This is a genomic window from Actinokineospora diospyrosa (assembly GCF_024171925.1).
Lineage (GTDB): Bacteria > Actinomycetota > Actinomycetes > Mycobacteriales > Pseudonocardiaceae > Actinokineospora > Actinokineospora diospyrosa.
On sequence record NZ_JAMTCO010000006.1, the window covers coordinates 461,867 to 479,704 of the forward strand.

Sequence of the window (17,838 nt, forward strand, 5' to 3'; positions counted from 1 at the left end):
CGATTGCGGGGCTGTTCCGTCGGGAGTGTGCTCAACCTTCGACGTCCTCGCTCAAGCGGGGCTTCTCACCTCTACCTGACGCATCCTCACCGAGTTCGGGGCGCGGCGAGGCTCAGAAGTCCGCACCCATAAGACTTCGCGCGGCCGATACCCGTCGTGAGCGCGTCGGCGAGCGCGGCCGGATCGTTGACGACCAAGTGGCCTTCATAGCGGACCGCGTCCACCGTGATCTGGTTGCCCCCCTTGGTGCCGGTAATCCGGGGAACGGGCGTGATGGCCAAGTCCGGCAGGCCATTCGCTGTGGTGGCGATGGAGAAGCCGTGGTTGGAGGCTTTGCGGGTGAGCCACGCCGTCTGTGCTTCGGTGGTCACGTGGGCCAGGCGCCGGGGGACGCCGTCATGGGTGGTTCGGCTGAAGTGGGTGGGGTTTGCCAGCAGGCGAAAGGCGAACTGGCGGCCAAGTGTGAGAGCGGCGAGAACGGGTTGCAGTGATTGGGTTTCCGGTGCACGCATGACATGCCCAGCTGGCAACTTCTCCCAATCGGGGTGGGTCGCGCTCTGCACCAACTGGGTCACAGTGGTACGGGTGGAGTCGATGCGCCACAGGACGCCGTGGGCCTGGCGGTACGCGGGGTCGGGGTTGGGGTCGTGGGGGTAGGCGGCCATGAGGGTGCGGTGCATGTCGTGGATGTTGCGGATACCGCGCTTGACGGTAGGGGAGTTGGGGTTGAGCAGGAGTCGGCTCAGGTACACGGGGTTGCTCCGGGGAGGGTGATGTGGTCGACGAGCACGGTGCGGGTGCGGTGGCGGCGGTGGCCCTGGGTGAAGCTCACCGGGTGGTCGTGGCGAAGTTCGGCGCGGGGGTCGCTGGGGGAGCAGTCGACCACGATCCGCACCCGGGTCGGCTCGTTCGCCCGGGTGGCGACCAGCTGGGCGTGTTCAGCGAGGACTTGCTCGACCGTACCCGGCAACGACGTAGCGTCCTTGTGGAGCAGCGGACGGGCGGGAACGAACGCCTTGCGTCCGAAGTAGACCGGATAGCGCGGATCGCGCACGGCCGCGGCGACGCGGGTCAACTGTTCGCGTGGCCCCTCTAGCGCAACGAGGAACAGGGCATTCGCCAGGTAGAACCGCTCGCTGACCACTGTCCGGTGTCCTGTGCCGTCTGTTGTGGGCACGTTCTGGGTGACGTGGTAGTCACGTTCCACCACGCCTTCCCGGTCGACCCGCACCCCGAGTCGCAGCGCGGCCAGTTCGGCGATGGCGTTGTCATCCTCACGTTCGATGCCCAGTGCTGCGGCCAGTAGTCCGACCACGCCAGACTTGCTCGGTTCGAGGGCGGTGTCGCGATCCACCCCGTGCGACCGAGTCCCCCAGGACTGCATAGGGGCGTCGAGGCACAACGCGAGCACGTCGTTCACGCGAACACCGGGTCGAGCATCGTCGCGACCAGGTCTCCCACGGTCGCCGCAGGCGTGATCCCTTTGGTGTCGGGCAGTACCCCGGCGACCGACGCCGCCCCAGCGGCGCGAATCTGGTCGGGGCCGTAGAAGTTCGCGAGGTGGGCGTAATGCTTGAGCAGGCGCTCGGTGGAGGCTGCCATCACGTCGTGGTCGGTGACCGGGGTGAAGAAGGCGTTCGCCAGGTTCCACGCGCCGCTGGTCCGGGTGACGCCGAGAAGCGTCTCGGGCATGGTCCGGGCCGCCATGGAGCTTTGCTTGCCGTTGGGGACGGCGTTGATGAAAGAGTGGACCCACGCCGCGGCCCCGCGCTGCGCCAGTTCCCGGTCACCGCCGAGATTCTTGGTGAGGCGGTCGACATCGAGATTGGCGTAGCGGTAGTAGCAGGCGGAGTTGAAGTCGACGGTACCGATCATGTCCGCGCCGGACTCGTCGTCCGGCTTGAAGTCGTCAACGGCGGTGTAGAAGTCGAACTCCGGTACTACGACGTGGGTGGAGAACGCGTGCGCCACCTGGGAGGCCGCGTTGACGTTGAGGTCCTTGTTGTCGGCGATCATGCGCCCGAAGAGCGCGATGTCCACCGATCGCCGCGCGTCCAGCAGCTCCCTAACCTGATCCTTACCCGCTTTGTCCAGTTTGGACTTGGCGGACTTGCTCTTGGCGGCCACCTTGCTCGAACCGGCCTTCTTGCCTTCCTCCGCGGCTTCGGTCGCCGCGGACTGGAGGAGGCTGTCCCAGTTGGTGTCGCAGTACCGCGCCAGGTGTTCTGGCGCGTCGTGGTTGACGAACAGCAGGTACTCGGTCAGGTCCCGGTTGACATCGACCCCGAAGCCGAGCTGACCCAAGCCCGTGATGACCGCGGTACGCGCTTGCGCCGCATCACGGCCCTCGGCGGCGAGAACATCCACTGTGGACCCTAGAAGGCGCTTGGTCCGCACCCCGGTCTCGCTGCGCCCGATCCCGTAGTCCTGGAACAGGCCACGCGCGGCGCGCTTGAGGCACTGGCTGGAGATGCGAGCCCTGGTGTGACCGCCCATGGTGACGGTCTTTGGTTGCCCCAGGTCATCGCGGTTCAGGTTGCTCGCGGGGAAGGACTGGAGCAGGTGCAGTTCGAGGATCACGCGGTCGTCTCCGGCTCGTCGGTGTTGGTGGCATCGAGGTGTGGCAGTGGGCGGTGGTAGTCACGGGCCCAGGACAGGCGCACCCGCCCAGCCGCGTCCCCGCGCGGGTTGGGGCCCAGCAGGATTCGCAGGTCCGTCAGCAGCTGCCCGTAGTGCACGGCCACGCCGTGGTCGCCGAGCTGCCGCAGCACTTGGCGCAGGGAATGCGGCAGGCTGTGCTGGTCGCGGCCCAGTAGTTGGGTGAACCGGCGCTCTACCGCGCCGGGGTTGCCCTGGCGGGCAAGGGCGCCCATCGAAGCACCCAAGGTCCTCGGGTGCCGATCGCCGATGGTGGCGTTCGGGTTGAGCGCGAACAGACCTCCTACCAGGAGCCACACCTTCTCTTCGGTGGGGGAGGAGGGCATGTCCTTGGCGAACACGACCGGGTAGGCCAAGGCGCGCCGATCCTCGACGAGGCTGTGGCGCAGCGCGGCCAGGTTCCTGCGGGCGCGGGCGACCTCATGGCGGTTCGACGAGTTCAACCCGTGGTGCAGCCCGAACAGGATGCCGATGAACCGGCCTTCTGGGGTCTCCGGCTCCTTGCGCTTGGCAACGGGTTCAGGCATTGGTCTCCTCTGTGGGGGAGGTGTAGCGGGTAATCTCGCTCAGGTAGTCGGTGCGGTGGCCAGCGAGGCGCTTGTCGAGGTCACCCCTGTGCTTGCCCAGTTCGAGCAATGCGCGGCCCTCGATCAGAGAACCCCGAGTCCACCGATCCGCCGCGTCGCGCGCGAGGCGGATGACCACGATGCCCCACTCGTGCAGGGGCACGGCCTCCGCGGTGCCCGCCACTCGGGCGTTGCCGAGGTCGGTGAGTAGTTCCCCGAACGGGCGGGTCAGCGCGGGCCAGTACCCGGCGTCGAGGTCGGTCTCGGCTTCAGCGCGCATACCGGCTCGGAACCGTGATTGCAGGGCGCGCAGTGCGGAACCCGCGTTGTCAGCCAGCGCGATCGCGGACCCGAGCAAAGCACCTAGTCGATCGTCGCGGGCTCGCAGCAGCGCGACCGGGGCAGGCACGCTCTCTTCCGACCACGCCTCCACGACGGAGGCCTTGCTGTCGAGCCGTTGCCCGAAGACCCGAAGCGTGTAGACGGTGTCCTCGGGCAGGATGCCTGCCTCCGTGAGCTCGTCCACTTGGTCGAGCGCGGCTGGTCGCTGACGGCTGCGGCCCTCTTCGCGGGTGTCCACCACGAGCAGTTCGATGCTGTGCCGCCACACGCCCCGCCGCTGGCTCAACCGGACCGGGAGCATGCCCGCGGACCGGTTGAGCTTGCCCTTGGCGTCACGGGGTATGCGGAAACAGGCCAGTTTCTCTTCTACCGGGAGGTTGACCTTCAGCCGAACGCCCGGCGTGATCACAGCCTGGGTGACCACTGCGGTGCCGTCCCGGTGTGCTGGACGCAACCACACCCGGCGCGAAGGCCACGTCAGCAGGTCGGTCCACCCCCGTGGAGCGCGACCAGCCTCAGGGGTGCCGGGGGGACTCGTCGGGCTCTCCCAGACGGGTGCGTCTTCCGGGCTGGACCCGACGGGCATCTCGACTCGGTCGTAGGTGAGCAGGTTGAGCAGCAAGGTCTCGAACAGGGTGGTCCCCTCGACGAGCACCATGCCAAAGTTGTTGCAGTGGGCTCGTTCGGACGACTTGTCCTTAATGAACGGGGTCTTCATCCCACCCGGGTCGTAGCTGTGCAGGGCCACCAGCCACCGAGCGGCCTCGGCGGCGGACAGCTCCACGGAGTCTTTCGACGTGGTGTGGTCGAACAGCGTGACGTTGTTGCCCACCGACCGGTACGGCACCAGCTTCGCCGCCGACGGGACTCGCGGGGGCGGCAAGGTCGACAGCGCCGCGCTTTGCAAGAAGGGCCGATCGCTGTCGAACAAGTCGAATGCCTCGGCGAACCGGGTGCCGTAGTCATCCAGCGGCGGCAACGGGAACTCGCCCGCTTGCCATAACTCAGCCCAGTCGTGCCGGGTGGGTGGACCGTAGACGCGATGCAGGAGAGCCAGAACCAGCCTGTGCAGGGCAGCGGTGACGGTAGGCGATTCCCCGGTGATGCGACGCAGTTGGTGCGCGGTCAGTACAAGCTCCCTCAGCCCGACTGTCCTCGACGTGCCAGCCAGGTCGACGACTGTCACCCAAGGGGCGGCCCAGACGCTGAACGACGGCTGGCCAGGGCCTTTCGGCTGATTGGACGAGCTCATGTGATCACCACGCCTAAGACATCGTCGTAGCGCAGGGTATGGGAGCCTAAGGTGGCGACACCGTCGAGCAAGACCACTGTCCGATGCTCGCGCAACCACGGTGAGCTGGCGAACAGCACGGGTATCGCACTGTCTCGCAGTTGGGCGAGTGCCGCGTGCGGGAGATCGTCGCCGGTGGTGAGCACCAGCGATGAGCCGCGCAGTGCTTCCTCATCGGCGGGGGTCGTCGGGCCTGATTTCGTCAGGTCCACTGTCAGGCCACCGAAGAGGGTTGCTGTGGTGTCCCCGGTGCGGGTCAGCAGGACTGTCGGGATCGTGAGCGGGGTGGACTGGGGTGCTTCGAGCGATGTCATCGTCGGCGGGTGGTTTCCCTAGTAGCGCTCGGGTTCTGGTTGAGGTGGGTGAGCTGGTGCGGATCGGTCAGGCGCGCTGGAGCAGGCACATAGGTCAGGCTCGCGGCGTGCCGGGAACGGGCTCGGGCCAGCTCCAGTTGGTCCTCCGCACGCGCCCACTCCGCCTCCCATCCGTCCGGAGGGGTCATATCGTCGCCGTACACGGAGTCCACGAGCTCTGGGATGTCCGAGGGGAGCGTGATCGGCTCGAGGTGTCGCAGCTGTGCCCACGTGCGGAGCATGATCAGTCGCGGGTAGACGGTGTGCAGGTGCGGCGGGAAGCGGGGACCGGTGGGAGAGTCGGTGACACCGGTGAACGCCAGGGTCAGCTCAGTGCCCGCCGTGTTCCGGTGACGTTGTACGCGGCCCGCGCGCTGGATCATCGCGTCTACCGGAGCCAGATCCGTGCACAGAGCGTCGAAGTCCAGGTCCAGTCCCAGTTCCAGCACCTGAGTGCCCAAGACGATCATCCCGTTGACGGGACGTTGGCCCTCGGGGCCGAGTAGTTGCCGCAGTTGTTCTTCGCGGTCTCGGCGAGGCTTGTGCGCGAGTGTGCCCGTCAACACCACGATCTCGGGTCGTTGCGCCTCTGGCACCTCTCTCAGCCGCTCAACCACTGCGTCGTGAGTGACCGACACGCGTCTCGTGAGGTTGTGCACTACCGCGACCGCCCGCCCCAACAGTGCTTCGGTGACGACCCAGTCGGCCACCTCGTCGTCGGCCAGGTGTTTCAGTCGGAAGGTCCGACTCTGGTTCACTTCCGCTGCCTCTGTAGGAACAACCTTTGTCGTGGTGGTGTCGGCGACTGTGACGCGCGGATACCCCTCCTCTAGCTGCACATCCACCTTGTCGTTGCCACCGGCCCCGGATCGCCATGCCCGCACGAGGGCATCCTTCTTGCCCGACGGCAGGGTCGCAGACAACAGGATGACCGGTACTCCCATGGCTCCCAACCACTCCAGGACCCGCTCCAGCAGCGTGGACATGTAGGTCGAGTAGCCATGGACCTCGTCGATCACTACGACCTTCCCGCTCAACGACGCCAGTCGCACGAAGACATGCCCAGACCGGATCACCGTCTTCAATGCTTGATCGACCGTGCCCACCCCTACCGGCGCCAACAACGCCTTCTTCCGGGTGAACCACTCCGCCGCGGCGACATCGCCTCCCTCAGCGCCGTCCTGGCACACCGCTTCGGGCGAGACGCGCTGTTCATCGAGGAAGTCTCGCGAGTCAGCGTGGACCAGGCTGACCTGCGCCTGACCCTTCAGCAGTTCCGCGACTTCGAGGTAGAGTTGGTTGCTGATCGCCCGCGTCGGGTTGCCGATGTACACCCCGGACAACCCCAACGCAGTGATGAACAACGCCGACGCGTACAACGCCGCTTTGGACTTTCCGTCGCCGGGAGGCGCCTCGATGACCACCAACGCTGGTTCCGTGCGCCCACGCAGAAGGTCTCCGACCGTGACCTGCAATGGACGAGGATCCTTCCCGAACAAGTCGACGAAGCCCCGTGGCGGCTTCCATGGGGTCCAGCGCAGCCGCGCAACCGCGGCGTCGGCCGCGTGCTCAACGTGTTGTTGGTAGGCAGTGAGGTTGTTGGTAGTGGCGTAGGCGAAGTTGTTGGTGTCTGAGGCAATCCAGTCGCTCAACGTCGTGAGCGCCGCCAAGGCCGTCCCCGCCAACGGGGATAACGTGACCCCAGCCCAGTTCACACTCGTCGGGTCGGGAAGTCCGCGCGCTGCTACCACGGCGGCGACAAGCTCCGTCCGCCACTCCTGCCACAACTTCCCGCCATGGCCAGTGATTTCGCGGCGAACCTGACGCAGCATCCCGGCCGCGGGCACATACCCGTGGTGTCCTCCCAGCACGCACGCGATCCGCACCGCCACAGATGGATCGGCACCCCACTCGCGTAAGGCTTCGTTGATGTGTAAGGCGGTCAGCAGGCCATGCGGGGTATCGATCCGACCGTTGCGCGCTCCGCGCACCTGCAGGTGCCCGAACTCCGGAGGTAGCCACAGCTTGAACCTCTCGTGCGCCACTGTCTCGCGTAGCAGTTGGAACATCGGCGTGTGCTTGCCGATGTCGTGCAACCCCGCCAGCACTGCGATCCACTCGTCAGCATCCCCCAGCGGTGCGAATGCTGCCCGCACCTCTGCGAGCAGGCGCGGTCCCAGGAACAGCGGCAACACCCGCTTGGCCATGGCCGCGGTGTCCAGGCAGTGGCATATCAGCGGATGAACCCGGTCCCCGACCGCCTTGCCCCACGGCGCCCACACCACTCCTGCTTGCCGGGAGTCTGCAGAACTCGTCACATCGCTCCTGGTCCGAGGTGCGTCGCTGATCCGTTCGCGCCCGAAGTGGGCATTGGCGCGCAGGGGATTCATCAGCGGGCAGTCGCTGGGTGACCTTGACGCCGCAGGAGACCGTACACCCAACGGTTCGGGTGGGCCAAGTCGGGCGTGTGCGCTAGAACGCGCGGGCCGCAGGTGGTCTGCGGATCAGGACTGGGTGATCGCCTCGGCCGCGGCCCACCGGAGCCGGAGGAACTCGGAGTCCCACGCCGGGCTGCCGCGGTCGATCTCCTCGCGGGAGGCTTCTCCGTACAGCGGCCGCGTTTCGGGCATGTCGGGGATGTCGGGGATGTCGGGGATGCCGCCGGATGATGCCCTCTCGATCGGGACGCGCCAGCACAGGTCCGCCGTGCCGATGCTCCCACCGAGGACTGGAGCTCGCCCCTGGTGGCGCAGCTGAGGCACCCGGTCGAGTGGGTCAGCCTTCCAATCCGAGGATGTCCGCCATCGCGGCCAAGCCGTACGAACTCAAAGCCGCCGGTTCAAGTGCCGTCCCGTATCGCGAGTACGGATGCATGACGATCTTTGCGTTGGGGAGCACATAGGCGTCGCCGTAGACACGGTTGTCGTACCGCAGTGCCTCTTCGCCGAGCAGGTGGTTCATGAGGACGGTCGAGCCTTCGACCAGCAGCCATGCGGCTCGGGGCTTGCCTGCATGGGATTTGTCGTGATCCTGGACAGCGTCAGTGTTCTCTTCCTCGACGGGAAGCAGTTCCTCGGCCCGGATATCCAGTCGCCCGCCATTATCGCCGTGACCGCAGCGGCCTATTTGGCCACCTGCTGCGCCGCCGTTTACTGCTCGGTGCTGCTCGCCAGGATATGGCGCCCCTGAAGCGGCCCAATGGAACGCAGTCGTGTCAGTGGGCGACCGGGTCGATGTGGGCGGTCGAGGTGGTGGTGTTGTTGGTGATGTTCGCCTCGGTGCCCGCGACCGACAACGCGGTGACGGACTCGGTGCTGCCCGTGACGTGCCTGCCGACCAGCACGGTGACGGTGACAGGCGGGTAGGACTCGCCGGGGGCCACGGTTCGGCTGGACAGGCAGCTGACCTTGTGCCCGGAGATCGCGCAGCTCCAGCCGTCGCCCTCGGCGGCGGTGGGGGTGAGGCCCATGGGCAGGTGGTGGGTGAGGGTGACGAGCTTGTCGGACTGCTCGTGGGTCGGGTCCGCGCTGACCGACAGCGTGTAGGTCCCGGTTCCCCCAGCCACCCACGGCCCGTCGTTCGCCGCGCTCACCGTCAGGTCGGCCACTGCCATCTCGCTACCCCTTCGCCTTGGACGCGACCCCGCGCCCACCCGTCACGCAATGATCACCGATCCCGCTCCGCGCCCCGGGAGCGGGGTCATCCCCCTGTGGACGCCCAGCACGGCCGGACGTTGCCTCCCGGTGGCGTGATCCCGACACGGTAACCGCCCCATCACCTCGACAACGGGCACTGGTCCGGGTGGTGGCTGGCGCGTATGACTATGTTGCCGAATCGAATTGTCCCGCTATGTCCGGCATAGCAGGTGCTGAGCAGGAAATGCTATTCCCCGGCTGAACAGGGGCAACGCATTTATGGCCAGCAATGTGCCTGCCCGTTCGGGAATTCCCGATCTAGCATCGAAGGGCGTGTCCCGCGCTCCCTTCCCTGCGACTGAAGGAATTCCCAGATGCGCCTATTCCCATTATTGTGCGCCGCGGCACTCGCGGTCGCCGTCTGCCCGGCGGCCGCCGCGTCCCCCACCGCTCCGGCCGCCGCCGAGGTCCCCGGGCTGACCGGTGCCGCCGCGGCGACCGCCGCTGGCCCCGCGGCGGACAAGTTCCGCCAGCTCCGTACGGCCCGCGCCGCGAATGCCGCCGCCGCGCAGAAGCACACCTTCTGGGGCCCCGAGCCCCAGCTCTCCACCGGCGCCGACGGCATGGTCGCCACCCACAGCGTCGTCCCTGCTCTCCGCCTGAGCAACCGCTCGGACGTCGTGTACGCGCCGACGATGAAGCCGACCAGCCACTCGTGCATCGAGGTCGTCACCGCGTACGGCCTCGGTCAGGCCCCGCAGTTGTGGGCCTGGGACTGGTGCAAATCGGTCTCACCGGCCAAGGTCGTCCCCATCGACACCGCGTTCCTCGGCAAGTACACGACAACCGTGAACGGACGCCCGGCCTACACGATCCAGGTCTTGCGCACCAACGCGTCCACCAACTCCTGGACCGCGTCGCTCTACAACAACACCACTCGGGCCTGGGATGCGCTGTTCACCCAGAGCGGCTCCGACAAGAGCACCCTCAACGAGGGCTGGGACATCTTCGAGATCTACGCGACCCACAACAACTCGACCGGCAGCGCCTACTACTGCGGTGACGCCCGGGGTGCCGTCTTCGAGTCCACGTCCGTCCAACTCCGCATCAACGGCCAGTGGACCCCCGCCACGGCCGCGAACTCCCCGCTGCGCCCGACGGCAACCCCTCGACCCGCCGACTACGACTGCCCGACGTTGAAGTTCCAGGTGACCACGCCGAACTCCGGTTGGCGCGTCACCGTCTAATGAGGACGTACCTGGCGGCGGTCGGCCCCGCCGCCAGGCCTCCACTCACCGCCGCTGCGTGGTGGGTCACCGTGCGGTAGCATGAAGACCTCGGCGCCACCGGATCTGACCGGTGCCCAGCTCTGCTCGCGCATCCACGCTGCGAAGCGCCCAGCCCGGTCGACTTCAGCCCACATCGTGTCTGCCTTCCCCGCGTCGAATCACGGCATATCGCCAACCACCGATCGGACGCGGGACCGCTAGGGTTCCTCGGCCGTGCAGAGGAACGGAGTGAACGCCATCGCCACCACGAGAATCACCAACGGAACCGAACGCGCGGTCATCGAGAACATGCTCGATCGCAACCGTGAAGCCCTGATCGAGACCGTACGCGGGCTCTCCGAGGTCGATGCCCGCCGCAGGCTGGTCGCCTCGCTGACGACCCCCATCTCGCTGCTCAAGCACGCCGCGGCCGCCGAACGAATCTGGTTCCAACGTTTCTGGGCAGAGCTGGACGAGTCCGAATGCGACGGTTACTCCAACCGCGACGAAGGCACGTTCAATGTCACGGACGACGAGTCCCTGGCCGATGTGATCGCCGAGTTCGAACGCGCGAGCACGCGGTCGCGTGAGATCGCCGCCCGCTACGAACTCGACGACACGAAGGACTTCCCCGGAGAGGGAACGGTCAGCCTGCGGTGGACCCTACTCGCCATGATCGAGGAGTTCGCCCGGCACGCGGGCCACGGCGACATCCTCCGCGAGCAAATCGATCACCCGTGAGATGCCGCCGTCGACCCGCAATACTCGAGGTCAGTACGCGAACCGCTGCACGGTTTCCGGGTGTATCACCAAGCGGACCTGGTCCTCGGCCAAGAGCGCCTTGAGGTCCGTGGCACGGGTCGGGTCGTCGAGGTCCCAGTACCGGGCGGCCAGCCGGGACGCCAAGTCGTGCGCCCCGTCGAGCTCAACGGTGACGGTCCCCGCGATCGACACCCAGCGCTCACGCTCATCCACCGGCGCCACCACGACGAGCGAGGCCCGAGGATCCCGTCGCAACCGCCGCACCTTGACCGTGCCCGGCCCGGTGAACAACTGCACCGTCCCCTCATCGGTCGCCTCGAACCAGACCGGCCGGGGCTGCGCCGGGACCGGCCCCGCCGCCACGGACAGCAGCCCGTGCAGCGGACGGCGAAGGAACTCCAGGTCCGCGCTGGTCAGCGAACTGGCGTCGGTGCTCATCACAGCCCTTCCGGTGGCTTCTCAGGTCGCGACCCAGTCAACACGATGTTGGACTTCCTGTGGGATCGACTCAGCGGAGCACGGCCGCCAGCAGGTCGGTCCCCAGCGCCGTCAGGGCGGGCAGGTCGACGGAGTAGCTGACGTACCGACCGTGCCGCTGGGTCGAGAGCAGGCCCGCGCGACGCAGGACGGCAAGGTGGCGGGACACCTCCGGCGGTGAGAGCTCCCAGGCGTGCGCGAGCTCACCGGTGGTGTGCGGGCCGCGCGCCAGGGCGCGCAACAGCCGCAGCCGCACCGGGTGCGAGAGCGCCTCCAGCCGTAGCGTGACCACCGGCTCTCCTTGGCTCGCCTCGGGGTACTGCACCACCGGCTGCCACCCCGGCGCGTGGACCACCACCAGGTGCGGACGACCGAACACGCTGGGGAGAAAGGTGACCCCGGTGCCGCGGGCGGCCGTCGCGTTGTCCCGCAGCTTGTCCACGACGATGCAGGTCCCGTCCGGCGTCAGGGTCACGGAACCGGAGACCGATGCCAGTGCCTGCCCGATGCCGTGGCGCTTCAGCAGGTCGTTCTTCAGGCGCAGGTTGCTGGTGAGCTGCCCGACGACGCCCGTCCACGCGGCATCGAAGAAGGCCTCGGCGCACTGTTCGAGGGTGTGCCGCACCCGCGCCCGCACAGCGGTCGGGTCAGTGAGCAGCCGTTCGGCGAACGCCTCTTGACGGGCGCCACGCGCTTGGGCGAGGTCCAGTGCCCGCTCACGTGCCGTCGCGTCGACCAACGGTGACGGCGTGCCGAAGTGGACCCTGTTGCTGCCGCACGTGGTGATGAGCGCCGCGGTCACGTAGGTCTCGTCGGCGATCCGGTGCACCTCGTCCAACTCCTCGGCCAGGGTCGGCCGGGGTGGGCGGGGACCAGGAAGTCGGCACGCGAGGAACGCCAGAGGAACTCTGCTCTGGGGAACCCTCACCGCCACCACCCTCCTCTCCACCACCGCCGTCGCCACCGAAAAGGATCAGCAGGCGTCGCCAAGCGTGACGTAGGCCGCCTGCCACGCTGGAGAGACAAGTTCTGTCACGCGGGTAGGCCGCCACTGCGGCCTACCCGCTGGGGCTAGCCGCGCAGGGCGTTCGCCGCTGATAGTCGTGACTTGACGTTGTCGGTAAGACGTTTGAGGCCGAGGAGCTGCAGGACTGCCCGGTAGAGCGCCTGCTCTCCGGCTGCGGGCTCGTTCGCCGCTGCGTGATCCAAGAGACCAGCAAGCTCTGCGGGTGGCACCTCCTCGAACGAACGCGGACCGAGTTGTCGCAGCCGGAACGGCGGCTGGCCCGACAGCCGGTACGTGCGCGGCTTGACCCCGGCTTCGCCCAAGGGGTCTTCCTCGATCAGCCTGCCTTCGCGAACCGCTGCCGTGATGGCTTTGTTCAGCTCGCCCGCGATGAGCTTGCCCGCTCGGTTGCCGCCCGACGCCTTGACGTACGCCGCGTGCAGTCGTTGGCCGAGGACGGGCCCTTCGGCGGCGACGATGCCCTCGAGGCCTGCCAGCAGTTCCGCGCGTGTGGCGCCGGCGACTGGCACGGCGGTGCCCCGGTACTCCTCGTACGCGACCACACCCGTTGACTCCACGGGAGGGATCTCGGCAACCTCCTCGATAACGACCGCTGTCTCGACAGGGAGCACTGTGTCGTTCTCCTCCGCGTCGTTCTCCTCCACCTCGTGGACCACGGGTTCGTGCTCAACGGGGACCTCGGCGACGACCACGCGCTCGACCGGCACCTCAGGTTCGGATCGCAACCAGCCCGAGGTGTGGATGTCCAGCGCGTGCAGAGCGCTCCACAACCTGTCCAGTACCGCTGGCTGGTTGATGTAGAACTCGGATTCGGGGATGCGGAAGAAGTGCCACCCACACCGCTCCAGGTCACGCTGCCGAGCGAGGTCGCGCTCGTAGGCGTCGGGACCGTGCCAGGCGTCCCCGTCGCACTCGATGGCCAGACGGGCCTTGGCACCCACGACGACCAGGTCGATGCGGTACCTCTGGCTCGGGTACTGCGGGATCACGGTGTACCCGTGGTTGACCAGCCTGTTGTGCACGCGCTGCTCGAACAACGAGTCGAAGGGCTCAACCCGGTCGTTCTCGGGCACCAGGTTGGAGGTGGTGCCACCGTCACCGCTCGGGCGCCCGGCCACCCCGTAGCAGTAGTCCAGCAACTGGAACCGCATGTCCTCCGGGTTGCTGAGGTCGGACAGGCGTACCGAGTGGAAGACCCACATCTGGTCCTTCGCGCGAGACGCGGCCACGTTGTAACGCTGCACGTAGAGGTCGGCCGTGAGCGCACCGATCCGCTTTCCCGGTTCTGGCGACTTCACCATCGACAGGAACATCACGTCGCGCTCGGAGCCCTGGAAGTCCGCCGAGTCGCCGCACCGCAACTCCCGGGCCGCCCACTCCTCGGGCGGGATGCGGGTCAGCAACCGCTTCTCGATCGCGTTCGCCTGCGCGCGTCCCAGCAGGGACACCACACCGAAGGTGAGGCCGTCGTAGCGTGGGTCGGCGACGCACTTCTCGATCTGGTCGATGATCGCCTCGGCCTCGACCAGGTTGACCTTGTTGTTGTCGGAGCCGCGCTCGTAGCCCTCAGCGAGGAACACCGGTTTGATCGGCTCGAGCCGATCGGCGCCGTACTGCCGTACCGGGATCAGGCGGATACCGTCGGGTTCGTAGGCGATGCGGTTGGAGAAGCCGATGATCTCCGGCACGCACCGCCGGTGTTCGGTGAGAGTGAGCAGACCCTCGAAGCGCATCTTCGCCTCGTCGAACAGGCTGCGCTTCGGGTCCTGCCAGGAAGCCTTGTACGGGTCGTCCCACAGGTACTGGTCGGCCAGCTTGCGCACCCGCTGCTGGTCGGTGCCCACCGCGGTAGGCGAGACCTGCCGGTCGTCCCCGATCACCACGATCTTCGGGGCGAGGTACTGCAGGAACGTGGCCTCGACACCCGCCTGGGACGCCTCGTCGACGATGACCACGTCGAACATGTCGGGCTCCACCCGCAGCTGCTCCGCGATCCGGTACACCGGCATGATCCACACCGGTACCGCGGGCCTGCACCGGTCCATCGCCGCGCGGATCTCGGTCCTGCGCTGGGAGGCGTAGCGACCGGTCCCCTTGCCGAGGCTCTTCACCAACTGGGCGTACTGCTGCAGGTTCGCCCTCGCCTGACCGGAGAGCCGGGCCGGGGCGACCGCGTGGTCCCACGCCCGTTCGGCGGCCAAGCGCTCGACACGGTCGCGGATCTTCGCCTCGGCTGCCGTGACCTCGTCCTGCAGGGCGTTGATGTCCTCGCGGGATTGCTCGACCACCCAGGCGCGGGTGAGTGCCCATGCCCAGGCCGGGTGCCAGTCCGCGAGGCGCGCCGCCCACCCGGGGTTCCCCGGATCGCGCAGGACCTCGCTGATCAAGGCGGGAACGCGAGCGCGCAGCGTGGAGGCGAGGCCATCGCGACGGGTCGCCATGGCCTCGACCTCGACCAGGCGGTGAAGTCGTTGGTGGCCCGCCGAGTAGGCCTCCCGATCGCGCTCCAGGACAGCTCGGTGCAGCTGACCGAGGCAGGGCGCGGCGTCGGCCCACTGGCTGACCTCGTTCACGATCGCCGCCGCGCGGGCGAGCGGCTCCGCGGCCGCGGCGCGGTCGTCGAACGCCCGCGCCGCGTCGACCAGCCGGGCGTACTCCCGCACGGCGTCGAGGTCTCGCCACTCGGGGCGGGGCAACCCCAGTTTGCCGAGTTCGCGTTCCTCGACCTCCAAGGCGCTGCCGAGCCGCAGGACGCGGTGCAACTGGGTGAGTTCGATGCGGTGCCAGTCCAGTCGTTCGCGGAGGGTGTCCTCCGCTGGGACGTGCACCGACTCCGGCCACGCCTTGTCGAGGGCGTCCAGCGACCTCGTGGCCTCGGCCCAGGTCAGGAACGCGTCCAGTTGCTCCACGGACGTGGGCGGCGTGCCGTTGACCCGCGCGGAGTCGAACAGCGGCTGCGCCTGCTTCACCACCTTCGCCGCGAACGCGCCCGCTTTCGGGGACCCGTCCGGGTTGGTCTTGAGCTTGCCCCCGCTCGCGACGTGCTCGCGCAGCGCCCTGGCCAACGCGACCTGACCACCCGCCGCGCCCTCTAGCGTGACGGTGGTGGTCGGACCGAGCCGGTCGACCAGCGGGGTGGCCTCGGTGATGATCCGCTGGATCTGGGTCGCGCGGGAGTGCCAGATGGCCGCGCGCCCGGTCCGCACGTCTGACAGCGCGTCCTCGATCCAGTCCTCGCGCCTGCGGGACAGCTCGTCCGCCGTGTCTGCGAGGTCGTTGAGCCGCTGCCGCACCAGCGCTCGGGTCCGCTGGTCCAAGCTGCGGATGACCCCGAACGCCGGGTGCCCGGCCAGGTCGGCGAACCGCGCCTCGACCTCGGCGGCTGCCTGTTCGGTGGTGACCAGGCCCGCGAAGTCGCCAGGGTCCGGGATCCGCTGCGGCGCCAGTAGCCGCAGGCGGGACTCGGCCTCGTCCGAGGTGAGCTGGTCGTCGAGGACGAGGCGGTGCCACTGGGCGACCTCGACCTGGCTGACCGGCGGCTGGTCCCCTCCGGTGATCTCCACCAGGTCGGTGAGCCAGGTGAACCGCTCGTGCTCGACCGCGGTCTGCTGGGCGATCCCCGCCAGTGTCCCCTGGTAGCCGCGGATCTCGTGCGTCACCACCTCCGCCGTTCGCGCATCGATCAACCGACGGTGCAGCGAAGCGCGGTGGCGCCGCAGCTCGTCGATCGCGGCCAGGTGGGCGTCGATACTCCGTCGTGCGGCGTCGGCGTCGTGCTCCGCGGCCGTGTGGCTGATCCGTTCAACCGCCACCTTGAGGTCGGACAGGTCGGAGCGCGACGACCCGACCACCGACACCGCGAGAGCGGCGATCGACTTGGGGAGCTTGGCCCGTACCTCCTTGAGCGCCCGATCCGTCTGCGCGGTCACCAGCACCCGCTTGCCTTGCGCGAGCAGGTGGGACAGCAGGGCGGCGGCGGTGTGCGTCTTGCCGGTTCCCGGAGGCCCCTGCACCAGGGTCTGCGCCTTGGTGTCGACTTGCTGGATGATGCGCCGCTGCACGTCGTTGACGGGCAGCGGCAAGAACGAGTCGCCGTCCACCTCCACGAGCGCACCGGGCCCCGAGGACGAGGTGGTGTGCGGCCGGTGGGCGGGATCGACCAGCGGGAGGAGCCCGTCGGGCACCGTGCCCGACTCGGTGATCTGCTGGGAGATCGTGTCGAGGATGTCCACCAAGCCCTGCCTCGACCGCTTGCGCAGGAGCACCGCGGGGGCGAAGGTCACCGCGGCGTGCTGGGCGGGGTGTCGCGGGAGCCCGTCGTCCAGGTACTCCCCGTCCCCGTCGATCGCGTGTGTCAGCCTGCGGACCAGGCTCCCGGTGACCTCGCGATCGGTCAGGACTCCGTCGGCCTGCCGGAGCTCGGCTTTGACCTGGTTGACCCGCTGCGCGTCGGCGATCAGGTGCGGCTCAAGCATGTCGAGCTCGACGGTCGCTCCGTCGAACCCGTCAGCCTGGTGGACGCTGAGCCGACCGGTGTCGTCGTTGAAGTAGACGGTCGCGGGCACCGTGATCAGGTGGCGCTTGACGGCCCCCGCCGACGTCGTCCACGACAGACACCCGATCCCGACGACCAGTTCGAGCAGGTCCGCGTGGTCAGTGGCCGCCACATAGGTGGAGAAGACCTGGTTGTACACGGTGCGCGCGGGCAGTTGCGACAGTTCCGTCTCGGCCCAGGGCGACCACCGTGCCATCCAAGACGTGTACAGCGCGTCAACCTCAGGAAAGTCAGAGCGCGACTTCGTGACATCGTCCTCTTCGACTGTCTCCCGCAGCCGAGGCGCTGAACTCGCTTCGTCGAGCGGCCCATCCAGCCAGCGCGTCAAGGCGTCGGGAGGTTGCGGCGTGGGCAGGTGGGGCACTCGGCTCACCGAGAACAGCTCGGACCTGGGTTGCTGGGCAACCGCGACCGCGGGATGGTCGGGCAGCTCACCCAGCCACAGCGCGGTGTCGTAGCTGTCGACGGTCCGCGGCGACCACGTCTTCAACTGCTGGCTGCGGGCGAGGAACTCGAAGAGCCGAGCCGCTCTCCCCACCAGCGCATCCTGCGTTCCGCCTGAACCACCCACAGTCACCGAAATGCCTCCTCACCCACCATGACCACGTCGCGACACTTGGTCATCGCCGACCGCCAGACGAGTGATACAACTCCAGCGATCAGATCTTGGTGGCGGAGCAGGCGGAGTTGGGCGAAGGCCGGTTGGGATGCGCCGGTTCGCTGGATGACTGGGAACGTGGTGCTGGTCAGCGGTGGCGCGGAGCTACTCGCCGACCGCGTGGTGGATCAGGTGGCGCTTGCGCAAACCGTTCTGCGACCGTGGTTCTGCCCCGGGGCGGCGCTATGCGCCTGCGATGGTGCCCGCACGGTGCGCCGCCCTCGCTAATAGTGCCTTCTACAGGTG

16 protein-coding genes are annotated in these 17,838 nt (G+C 68.0%); 3 read left to right on the top strand and 13 right to left on the bottom strand.

Annotation, left to right across the window (positions count from 1 at the left end; translation table 11 throughout):
• Positions 1 to 86: 86 nt before the first annotated feature.
• The 9 genes from cas6e to LV75_RS13590 form a co-directional block, all read right to left on the bottom strand.
• Positions 87 to 752 carry a type I-E CRISPR-associated protein Cas6/Cse3/CasE gene (cas6e, locus tag LV75_RS13550; protein ID WP_253887232.1) on the bottom strand — a complete coding sequence of 222 codons (666 nt, stop codon included), beginning with the start codon at positions 750 to 752 and terminating at the stop codon, positions 87 to 89.
• A complete protein-coding gene (gene cas5e / locus LV75_RS13555; protein WP_253887233.1) occupies positions 743 to 1,420 on the bottom strand; it encodes a type I-E CRISPR-associated protein Cas5/CasD in 678 nt (225 codons plus the stop codon). The genes cas6e and cas5e overlap by 10 nt, the downstream gene beginning before the upstream one ends.
• On the bottom strand, positions 1,417 to 2,580 hold the full coding sequence (gene cas7e, locus LV75_RS13560) for a type I-E CRISPR-associated protein Cas7/Cse4/CasC (RefSeq protein WP_253887234.1): 1,164 nt from the start codon (positions 2,578 to 2,580) through the stop codon (positions 1,417 to 1,419). Before cas7e ends, cas5e begins: the two co-directional genes overlap by 4 nt.
• Complete coding sequence (gene casB / locus LV75_RS13565) at positions 2,577 to 3,185, bottom strand: type I-E CRISPR-associated protein Cse2/CasB (RefSeq protein ID WP_253887235.1); 609 nt, start codon at positions 3,183 to 3,185, stop codon at positions 2,577 to 2,579. The genes cas7e and casB overlap by 4 nt, the downstream gene beginning before the upstream one ends.
• On the bottom strand, positions 3,178 to 4,818 hold the full coding sequence (casA, locus tag LV75_RS13570; protein WP_253887236.1) for a type I-E CRISPR-associated protein Cse1/CasA: 1,641 nt from the start codon (positions 4,816 to 4,818) through the stop codon (positions 3,178 to 3,180). The genes casB and casA overlap by 8 nt, the downstream gene beginning before the upstream one ends.
• Positions 4,815 to 5,171: a hypothetical protein gene (locus tag LV75_RS13575; RefSeq protein ID WP_253887237.1), complete on the bottom strand. Its 357-nt coding sequence runs from the start codon at positions 5,169 to 5,171 to the stop codon at positions 4,815 to 4,817. Before LV75_RS13575 ends, casA begins: the two co-directional genes overlap by 4 nt.
• Positions 5,168 to 7,600: a CRISPR-associated helicase Cas3' gene (gene cas3, locus LV75_RS13580; RefSeq protein ID WP_253887238.1), complete on the bottom strand. Its 2,433-nt coding sequence runs from the start codon at positions 7,598 to 7,600 to the stop codon at positions 5,168 to 5,170. The genes LV75_RS13575 and cas3 overlap by 4 nt, the downstream gene beginning before the upstream one ends.
• Positions 7,601 to 7,714: 114 nt before the next feature.
• A complete protein-coding gene (locus tag LV75_RS13585; protein ID WP_253887239.1) occupies positions 7,715 to 7,972 on the bottom strand; it encodes a hypothetical protein in 258 nt (85 codons plus the stop codon).
• A gap of 13 nt (positions 7,973 to 7,985) precedes the next feature.
• On the bottom strand, positions 7,986 to 8,171 hold the full coding sequence (locus LV75_RS13590; protein ID WP_253887240.1) for a hypothetical protein: 186 nt from the start codon (positions 8,169 to 8,171) through the stop codon (positions 7,986 to 7,988).
• Between the two features lie 63 nt (positions 8,172 to 8,234).
• On the opposite strand from LV75_RS13590, the gene LV75_RS13595 reads away from it, so the two are divergent.
• Positions 8,235 to 8,399 (top strand): hypothetical protein, encoded by a 165-nt coding sequence (locus LV75_RS13595; protein WP_253887241.1) that lies wholly within the window; start codon positions 8,235 to 8,237, stop codon positions 8,397 to 8,399.
• Between the two features lie 25 nt (positions 8,400 to 8,424).
• Here LV75_RS13595 and LV75_RS13600 read toward each other — a convergent pair whose 3' ends face one another.
• Positions 8,425 to 8,823: a hypothetical protein gene (locus tag LV75_RS13600; RefSeq protein WP_253887242.1), complete on the bottom strand. Its 399-nt coding sequence runs from the start codon at positions 8,821 to 8,823 to the stop codon at positions 8,425 to 8,427.
• Between the two features lie 396 nt (positions 8,824 to 9,219).
• On the opposite strand from LV75_RS13600, the gene LV75_RS13605 reads away from it, so the two are divergent.
• Together LV75_RS13605 and LV75_RS13610 are read left to right on the top strand one after the other, a co-directional pair.
• Positions 9,220 to 10,092, top strand: coding sequence for a carbohydrate-binding protein (locus tag LV75_RS13605; protein WP_253887243.1), 873 nt, complete (start codon positions 9,220 to 9,222; stop codon positions 10,090 to 10,092).
• Positions 10,093 to 10,371: 279 nt separating this feature from the next.
• A complete protein-coding gene (locus LV75_RS13610; RefSeq protein WP_253887297.1) occupies positions 10,372 to 10,854 on the top strand; it encodes a DinB family protein in 483 nt (160 codons plus the stop codon).
• A gap of 30 nt (positions 10,855 to 10,884) precedes the next feature.
• On the opposite strand, the gene LV75_RS13615 is transcribed toward LV75_RS13610, so the two are convergent.
• The 3 genes from LV75_RS13615 to LV75_RS13625 form a co-directional block, all read right to left on the bottom strand.
• A complete protein-coding gene (locus tag LV75_RS13615; protein ID WP_253887244.1) occupies positions 10,885 to 11,313 on the bottom strand; it encodes a pyridoxamine 5'-phosphate oxidase family protein in 429 nt (142 codons plus the stop codon).
• Positions 11,314 to 11,383: 70 nt separating this feature from the next.
• A complete protein-coding gene (locus LV75_RS13620) occupies positions 11,384 to 12,280 on the bottom strand; it encodes a DUF5937 family protein (protein WP_253887245.1) in 897 nt (298 codons plus the stop codon).
• Between the two features lie 143 nt (positions 12,281 to 12,423).
• Positions 12,424 to 17,472 (bottom strand): PDDEXK-like endonuclease domain-containing protein, encoded by a 5,049-nt coding sequence (locus tag LV75_RS13625; protein WP_253887246.1) that lies wholly within the window; start codon positions 17,470 to 17,472, stop codon positions 12,424 to 12,426.
• Between the last annotated feature and the right edge of the window lie 366 nt (positions 17,473 to 17,838).